The sequence below is a fragment of the Kitasatospora sp. SC0581 genome (genome assembly GCF_048159585.1).
Classification (GTDB): Bacteria; Actinomycetota; Actinomycetes; order Streptomycetales; family Streptomycetaceae; genus Kitasatospora.
The window spans coordinates 26,336-34,072 of the sequence record NZ_JBLRWA010000025.1; the positions used below are offsets into that span (position 1 = coordinate 26,336).

7 protein-coding genes are annotated in these 7,737 nt (G+C 72.6%); 4 read left to right on the top strand and 3 right to left on the bottom strand.

Annotation, left to right across the window (positions count from 1 at the left end):
• Nucleotides 1-10 precede the first annotated feature (10 nt).
• Nucleotides 11-1,144, bottom strand: coding sequence for a sensor histidine kinase (locus ACLWS4_RS28685; protein ID WP_416875635.1), 1,134 nt, complete (start codon nt 1,142-1,144; stop codon nt 11-13).
• Between the two features lie 537 nt (nt 1,145-1,681).
• Here ACLWS4_RS28685 and ACLWS4_RS28690 point away from each other — a divergent pair.
• The 4 genes from ACLWS4_RS28690 (at nt 1,682) to ACLWS4_RS28705 (ending at nt 7,051) form a co-directional block, all read left to right on the top strand.
• Nucleotides 1,682-2,368, top strand: a complete 687-nt coding sequence (locus ACLWS4_RS28690; protein ID WP_416875636.1) for a LuxR C-terminal-related transcriptional regulator — start codon at nt 1,682-1,684, stop codon at nt 2,366-2,368.
• 174 nt (nt 2,369-2,542) lie between these two features.
• Nucleotides 2,543-3,289, top strand: a complete 747-nt coding sequence (locus ACLWS4_RS28695; protein WP_416875637.1) for a thioesterase II family protein — start codon at nt 2,543-2,545, stop codon at nt 3,287-3,289.
• Nucleotides 3,280-4,104 carry an SDR family oxidoreductase gene (locus tag ACLWS4_RS28700; protein WP_049649015.1) on the top strand — a complete coding sequence of 275 codons (825 nt, stop codon included), beginning with the start codon at nt 3,280-3,282 and terminating at the stop codon, nt 4,102-4,104. Before ACLWS4_RS28695 ends, ACLWS4_RS28700 begins: the two co-directional genes overlap by 10 nt.
• A gap of 37 nt (nt 4,105-4,141) precedes the next feature.
• Nucleotides 4,142-7,051, top strand: coding sequence for an amino acid adenylation domain-containing protein (locus ACLWS4_RS28705; RefSeq protein WP_416875638.1), 2,910 nt, complete (start codon nt 4,142-4,144; stop codon nt 7,049-7,051).
• Between the two features lie 27 nt (nt 7,052-7,078).
• On the opposite strand, the gene ACLWS4_RS28710 is transcribed toward ACLWS4_RS28705, so the two are convergent.
• Together ACLWS4_RS28710 and ACLWS4_RS28715 are read right to left on the bottom strand one after the other, a co-directional pair.
• Nucleotides 7,079-7,444 carry a nuclear transport factor 2 family protein gene (locus ACLWS4_RS28710; protein WP_117490361.1) on the bottom strand — a complete coding sequence of 122 codons (366 nt, stop codon included), beginning with the start codon at nt 7,442-7,444 and terminating at the stop codon, nt 7,079-7,081.
• Nucleotides 7,441-7,650, bottom strand: coding sequence for an MbtH family protein (locus tag ACLWS4_RS28715; protein WP_416875639.1), 210 nt, complete (start codon nt 7,648-7,650; stop codon nt 7,441-7,443). Before ACLWS4_RS28715 ends, ACLWS4_RS28710 begins: the two co-directional genes overlap by 4 nt.
• Nucleotides 7,651-7,737 lie beyond the last annotated feature (87 nt).

Here is a 7,737-nt window from a genome sequence, read left to right on the forward strand (position 1 = left end):
CGGGTCGGGCTCAGTACGGCAGTGTCACCACGATCCGAAAGCCGCCGCCCGGCCGCGGCCCGGCGCCGAAGGTGCCGCTGTGCGCGGCGACCCGCTCCTTCATCCCGACCAGGCCCATCCCCCCGACGGGCACGGTGGGCCGGTGCCCGGGCCCGGGGCCCTCGTCGGTGATGTCGATCGTCAACGTGCCCTGGACGGCCGCGATCCGGACCCGGCAGCGGGTGGGCGCGGCATGCTTGACGACGTTGGTCAGGGCCTCCTGGACGATCCGGAACACGGACAGCGCGACACCGTTCGGGGGCTCCTCCTCGTACTCGCTCCGCAGGTCGACGCGGACTCCGGCGGCCTCGGCCGTGCGCACCAGGGCCGGCAGGTCCGTCAGCCCCTGGACCGGCCGCAGGTCGCCGGCGCCGCCGTCCTGCTCGCGGCGCAGCACCTTGAGGGTGGCCCGCATGTCACGCAGCGCCCGGCGGCTGATGTCCTCGATCACCGCCAGGGCTTCCCGCGCCTCCTCGGGGCGGGTGGTGGCCACGTGGTTGGCGACGCTCGCCTTGATCGCGATCACGCCCACGCTGTGGGTGACGACGTCGTGGATGTCACGGGCGATGCGCAGGCGTTCCTCGGCCTTCGCCTGCTCGGCCGCGTGCTCGATGGCGCGCCGCAGGCTCTCCCGCCGTTCCCTGACCGCGGCCCCCGTCGCCCAGGTGGCGCCGAGGACGAGCACTCCGAGCACGACCTGTACGGCCCTGCTCCCGCCCTGGTACCCCTGCCCTCCCGACACCGTCATCAGGACCGCGCCGGCCGTGCACAGCCCGGCGACGAGGGCCACGGAAAGCCCCGGTCGTCCCCTCCTGGTGGTGGCCACCAGGTACAGGGCGTAGGCGGCGGCGAGGAAGGGGGTCGGCCCGACCCCGGCGACCAGCGCCACCCAGGCGGCGGTGAACGCGACCGCGAACACCGGGACCGGCCACAGCCTCCGTACGACCAGCGGCAGCGCGGTGCCCAGGGACAGCAGCCACACGGCGGTGGCGCTCACCTCGCCGCCGTCGGCCGGACGCAGCACCGACACCTGCGGGAGGATCACGAACCCGAGCGCGGCCAGCACGTCCAGTGTGATCAGGCGCCGACGAGGAGCATTACCCATGTGCCGAACGTAGGGGGCCGGTTCGAGGCACGTCCAGTACGGGCGTGGGCCAAGGCCCGTATGTACGGCGATCGCCCCGCGGGTGTGCTGTCGCCCGCCGACTGCCGGGCCAATTGGTCCGCACCATAGGCCTGTCGACAATTCCCCCCTGTCACTGGATAAACATCCGTTCCTCGGGAAACAGCCGTCACCTCTCCGTTTCGGCCACCGTCCGTCGCGGCCGCGCGGCGCCCGGAACGGAGGGAGAGCGTCCGGCGGCGGGGGCGCGCCGGGCCCGGGGCCGCTGGGGCCACGGGCTCACCCGCCGGTCCGGGGGGCCGCCGGCGTCCGCGCGCCGCACCCCTCCGGCGAAGACATACCGATGACCGGATAGTCACTCATGAAGCGGAACGGCCTCTTTCACTTGACAGCGGAACTTGCGTTCCGATCATTCGCCTACCCATACTCGCTTGAGCACCGGACCGGCCTTTCTCCTGCAAAGAATGACGCACCGAAGAAAGACGAGCCGTACGACGTGCCAAACGGGGGACGTGCAATATGGGGATCAACCTGTTCATCATCAGCGACAATCCGGTTTCACTCGCCGGACTGGAGACAATCATCGAACAGGATGACAGATTCACGCTCATCGGCCGGGCCGTGGGCGTCCTCGACGGCATGCGATGTCTCGAGAACACCGAATTACAGCCGCACGTGGTCATCCTGGGCGAGCCGTCCTCGAAGAGGTCCATCTACGAGAACGCCCAGCAGATCGTCTCGACATACCGCCGCCACAAGACCAGGCCCAAAATGATGGTGGTGTCGCAGAACGACGACGACGACGCCGTCTTCACCGCCCTGCGCGTCGGGGTCAGCGGATACCTCTCGCACATGAGGTCCTCCGAGGAACTCCTCCACTCCATCGAGATCGTGGCCAAGGGGGGCGCCGTCTTCAGCCGGACCATCGCCTCCCGGCTCAGCCTGCATTTCTCCACCGTGCAGATCCTGCCGGAGACGACCGGGCTGTCCGAACTGACCAGCAGGGAACTCGAGATCCTGGAACTGGTCGCCGGCGGACTGAGCAACCACCAGATCGCCCGTCGGATCTTCCTGGCGGAAAAGACCGTACGCAATTACGTCTCGCGAATCTTCGCGAAACTGGAGGTGCACGACCGGGCCTCCGCCGCCGTGCTGGCCCGCGACGCCGGTCTCGGAAAGGAGACACGGGAAGTCCGCACCGCGTAGCACGAGTTCACCTCAGGCGTGGCATGACATAGCTCTGCCGAACGCGCCTGACCCGCAGGAAGAAGCTCCGGTTGGAGCGGGTGGCCGACGACGGCCCCGCCGAGCCGGGGCTTCGGCGTGCCATGCCCGAAATGAGCATTCCGGCCCCATCGGAACACAAGGAGTGAACGAGTCGTGTCCCCCACCGAGTTGCCCCTCGTCTGCCTTCCCTTCGCGGGCAGCGGAGCCGGGTTCTACCGCGCCTGGAACGTCGCACCGCCCGGCCTCAAGGTCGTACCCCTCCAACTTCCCGGCCGCGAGGAGCTGTTCCTGGAGGAGCCGTTCACCGACGCGTCGGAGGCCGCCGCCGCCCTCGCCCCGCGAATACTGGAACTCGTGGGCAATGAGGCCCCGTTCGCGCTCTTCGGCCACAGCCTGGGTGCCGTCCTCGCGTACGAGCTGGCCCGCGAGCTGGGCGGACGCTCCGGACTCCGCCACCTCTTCGTGAGCGGGTCCCCCGGCCCCGGCAGCGGGCGCGAGCGGCGGGCGACCGGGCTGGACGACGAGGAGTTCCTGGCCCGCGTCGGCGAGTTCGCCGGCTACCGGCACGCGGCCTTCGACGACCCCGACCTACGGGATCTGCTCCTGCCCCTGCTGCGCGCCGACGTGGCGATGCACGAGGACTACGTCCCCGCCTCCGACACCCCGCTGCCGCTCCCGGTCACCTCGCTGCGCGGCGCCGACGACGGGCTCGTCTCCCGGACGCAGGCCGAGGAGTGGCGGAGCACCACCGGGGCGTCCTTCGACTACCGGGAACTGCCCGGCAGTCACATGTACCTGGTCGACTCCCCGGAGGTGCTGCTGGCCACGGTCGCGCAGGTACTCTCCGACGGCGGCGCCGCCCCGGCCGACGCCGACCGCGGAGGGTCGCCGTGCAGCTGAAGGGCAAGACGGCCGTGATCACGGGGGCGGCGCGCGGGCTCGGCCGCGCCTGTGCCGTCCGCTTCGCGGCGGAGGGCGCCGACCTGCTGCTGCTCGACATCGCCGACGACCTCCCCGGCGTGGGGTACCCCATGGGCTCGGCCGCCCAGCTCGCGCACACGGCCGACCTGTGCGCGCGGCACGGCGTCACGGTGCTCCCGGCCCACTGCGACGTGCGCGACCTCCGAAGGGTCACCTCGGTCGTGGCGGAGTGCCTCGACCGGTTCGGACGGCTGGACGTCCTGGTCAACGGCGCGGGGATCGCCGCGCCCTCCGGCCGCAGGGTCCACGAGATCACCGAGGACGAGTGGTCGCTCATGCTGGACGTCGACCTGTCGGGCGCCTGGCGGATGACCAAGGCCGTGGTCCCGGCGATGATCGAGCAGCGCTCGGGAAGCATCATCAACATCGCCTCGACGGCCGGTCTCGTGGGCTACCGGCACTTCGCCGGCTACGTGGCCGCCAAGCACGGCATGATCGGCCTGACCAAGGCGGCGGCGCTGGACTACGCGCCGCACCGCGTCCGGGTGAACGCGCTCTGCCCCGGCTCCGTCCGGGACGACCCCCTGGTCGAGGGCCGGATGCTCTCCGAGATAGCGCGCTCGCTCGACGTCCGCGTCGACGAACACGAGGAGGTGTTCGTCCAGGCCCAGCCGATGAACGCCCTCATCGAGCCCCCGGACGTCGCCGGTGCGGCCCTCTGGCTGGCGGGCGACGACTCGCGCCAGGTGACCGGCAGTGTGCTCACGGTCGACGGCGGCTTCAGCGCCCGGTGACCGTGCCCGCCCGCCCCCCTTCGGAGACGGAGATCTGATGACCGTACGCACTCCTGCCTGCCACAGCCTGGTGGTACGCGCCCGGTACCCGGTCGACCGGGAACAGAGCCGGACGTTGTTCGAACAAGAGAGCAGGGAACGGCCGGAGCTGGCGGGGTCGAGGCTGTGGACCCTGCCGCTCGCGGTGGACTCCTCGACCGGCCCCGGGCACGCCCGCGTCCGCCAGGAGGCCGAGCGGCCCCTGCACCCCTGCGGACCCCCGTTGCGCGCCGTGCTCGTGGAGTACGCCGACGGGGTCGTCGACGCGGTCCTGGTGGCGCGGCGTTCGGTGCCCTACGGCGTCCTCGTGCGGCTGGCGGCGCTCCTCCTGGACGGTGAGCCCCTCGACGGCGACCCGCTGCCCTCCCTCGACACACCGGACGCGCAGGACGCGCAAGACGGGTCGGACGGGGACACCACGCCGCTCACGGTGCCCTGGGGCCTGGGGGACCGCCAGGCGCCGGACCTCACCGCCGCCGCCGGGACGGTCCAGCTGACGGACCGTCCGGAGTGGCCCGGGGAGGAGGCCCTGGTGGCCGCGGCGGCGCTGGCGCTGGCGCGCTACCAGGGCGGGCCGGAGGCGCGCATCGCGGTGTTCGACCGCGCGTTCCGGGCGGGCGGTCCCGCGGTGCGCTCCGTCCGGGTCGACGCGGACGGCACGGTCGCGGACCTCCTCGCGGCCGGTACCGGCACTCCGCTGCCCGGCGCTGCGGTCGCGAGCGTGGGCGTGGTCCTCGGTGACGCCGCCTCTGGCACGTCCTACACCCCGTTCCCGGGGTCGGGGCTCTCCCTGGTCCTCCATCTGGAGCGGCAGCCCGACGGCACCTGCGTCGCCCGCCTCCACCACGATCCGCGCACGGTGGCCCCGCCGACCGCGGAGTGGTTCGGACGGAGCGTCCTGCACCTGGCCCGGCGGCTGCGCGCCCTGCCCGGGACGACTCCGACGGCGCGGCTGGGCCTGCTGGACCACGCCGCGGCCGAGGCCGTGACCCGGCTGGGCGGCTTCCGTCCCGCGGCCGACCCCGGCGAGCCCGCGCCCGCCGGGCCCGGGCCGGAGCGGCGGACGCCGCCGGAGACCATCGACGGGCGGATCGCGGAGCTGGCCCGGCAGCGGCCGGACGCCGTCGCGGTGACCGACGACGCGAGCAGCCTGACGTACGGCCAGCTGGACGACCGGGCGGAGCGGGTGGCCGCCGGGCTGCGCGCCCTCGGGGTGGGCGGCGCACGGGTGGGGGTGTGCCTGGAGCGGGACACCACGCTCGTCGCCACCCTGCTGGGCGTGCTGAAGGCGGGCTGCGCCTACGTCCCGATGGACGCCCGGTACCCCGAGGAGCGGCTGCGCTACACCGCGACCGACGCTCAGGTGCCGGTCGTCATCGGGGACCCGGCGCGCTTCCCCCGGATCGAGGGGGTGACCGTGGTCTCGCCCCAGGAACTGATGGACGCCCAGGAACCCCTGGAGGCCGGGAAGACCGGCAACACCGACACGGCCGCCTACGTCATCTACACCTCGGGATCCACCGGCCGCCCCAAGGGGGTCGTGGTCCCCCACCGCAACGTGCTGGCCCTGGTCGGTGCCACGTCCGCGGACCTCGGGCTCGGGCCGGACGACGTGTGGACGTTCTTCCACTCCAGCGCCTTCGACTTCTCCGTGTGGGAGATCTGGGGCTGCCTGCTCACCGGGGGCCGGCTGGTCGTCGTACCGCACTGGGCGGCCCGTGACCCGGACGAGTTCCACGAGCTGCTGGCCCGGCGGCGGGTGACCGTCCTCAGCCAGACCCCGTCCGCGTTCTCCCAGCTCATCGAGGCCGACACCCGGTCGGCACCGGGCGCCGCACCGCTCACCCTGCGGCTGGTCGTCTTCGGCGGCGAACCGCTGAACACGGCGATGCTGGGGCGGTGGTTCGCCCGTCACTCCCCCGCCCGGTGCCGGCTGGTCAACATGTACGGCATCACGGAGACGACCGTCCACGTCACCGCGCAGGAGGTGACCTCGCGCGAGGTCCTGGAGCGGTCCCGGTCCGTGGGCCGGGCGCTGCCCGGCTGGTGGGTGTCGGTCCGGGACGAGCACGGCCACGTCCTGCCGCCGGGGCCCGCCGGTGAGATCTACGTGGGTGGTGCCGGGGTGGCCGACGGCTACCTCGGCCGTCCCGAGCTGACGGCGGACCGTTTCGTCGACGACCCGGTGACCGGGGAGCGGGTGTACCGCAGCGGCGACCGGGGCCGGCTGAGGCCGGACGGCCGGCTCGACCACCTCGGCCGGCTGGACAACCAGGTGAAGGTGCGGGGCCACCGGATCGAGCTGGACGAGATCACCTCCGTCCTGGCCTCGGACCCCGGGGTCGCCGACGCGGCGGTCGTCTTCCGGGAGGGCGAGGCGGGGGACCCGGCCGGCGCCCGCATCGACGCCTACGTGGTGCTCCGGGACGGCGGTTCGGTGGACCAGGTCTGGCGGACGGCCCGGCGCGTGCTGCCGGACCACATGCTGCCGGCCGGCCTCACCGGGGTGTCCGGCATCCCGCTGACCCTCAACGGCAAGCCGGACCTCTCCCGGCTCCCGGCCCCGTCCGCCGGCCCTGCCCCGGCCCCGGCTCCGACCGCGGCACCGGCACCGGCACCGGCACCGGCACCGGTCACGGACCGGGACGGCGCCACGGCGGATCCGGAGGCGAAGGGCGGCGACCTCGGGACCGAGATCCTCGCCGTGTGGTCCGGTCTGCTGGGTGTCGACGTGGAACCCGACGGCAACTTCTTCGAACTCGGCGGCAACTCCCTCCTGGTGGTCCGCATGCTGTCGGACCTGCGGCAACGGGGGCTGCCCAAGGTGACGCCGCGCGAGTTCTACGGGAACTCGACGGCGCGGTCCTTCGTGGAGCTGGTCCTCGGCCGCGTCGGGGAGACCCCGTAGCCGTCCTCGCACTCAGACCAGCGGTGTTCACACCAAGGGAGCGAAGAAGTACGTGACGCGGTGGGCGAAGAGGCCGGTGCCGTCCGTCCGGAAGAAGTCGGCGAACCGCAGGCTCACCGCGTCACCCCCCTTGAGCGTTCCGGTGAAACTGCCGCGCACCGCGGCCTCCCGCCCGGACAGCAGCAGCTGGTCGACCGTGTGCCGGCCGTCGGCGATGACCCGCTCCCCCTGGTAGAAGGCGGTCAGTTCGCCCCGGCCGACCAGGGGCTGGTAGCCCGGCCGTTCGTAGGTCGCGTCGGCGGTGAAGAGTTCCACCAGTTCGTCGAAGCGGTTGGCGTCGACCAGCGTGTAGTAGCGGCGGACCGCGTCCTGGATCGGGGAGGCTCCGGTCATGACTGCATGCTCCCCGCCAGGCCGCGCGGCCGCATGTCGGTCCACCGCCGGTCGATGTACTCCAGGCAGGTGTCGCGGGTGCCCTCGGTGTGGGCGACCGCCCAGCCGTCGGGCACCGCGAGGGAGGCCGGCCACAGGGAGTGCTGCCCCTCGTCGTTGACGAGCACGAGGTAGCCGGCGTCCGGGTCCTCGAACGGGTTCGTCATGGGATGTCCTCATCTCTGCGTCTACGGAATCTCTGCGTCTACGGATCTACGGACTTCTGGAGCTGGTCTCCGGTCTCTCCCCGCGGG

What these genes read in the sequence shown, in the direction of transcription:
- ACLWS4_RS28715 (WP_416875639.1), bottom strand. Translation starts at nt 7,650, where the DNA reads ATGACGAACCCGTTCGAGGACCCGGACGCCGGCTACCTCGTGCTCGTC.
- ACLWS4_RS28710 (WP_117490361.1), bottom strand. Translation starts at nt 7,444, where the DNA reads ATGACCGGAGCCTCCCCGATCCAGGACGCGGTCCGCCGCTACTACACG.
- ACLWS4_RS28690 (WP_416875636.1), top strand. Translation starts at nt 1,682, where the DNA reads ATGGGGATCAACCTGTTCATCATCAGCGACAATCCGGTTTCACTCGCC.
- ACLWS4_RS28685 (WP_416875635.1), bottom strand. Translation starts at nt 1,144, where the DNA reads ATGGGTAATGCTCCTCGTCGGCGCCTGATCACACTGGACGTGCTGGCC.
- ACLWS4_RS28705 (WP_416875638.1), top strand. Translation starts at nt 4,142, where the DNA reads ATGACCGTACGCACTCCTGCCTGCCACAGCCTGGTGGTACGCGCCCGG.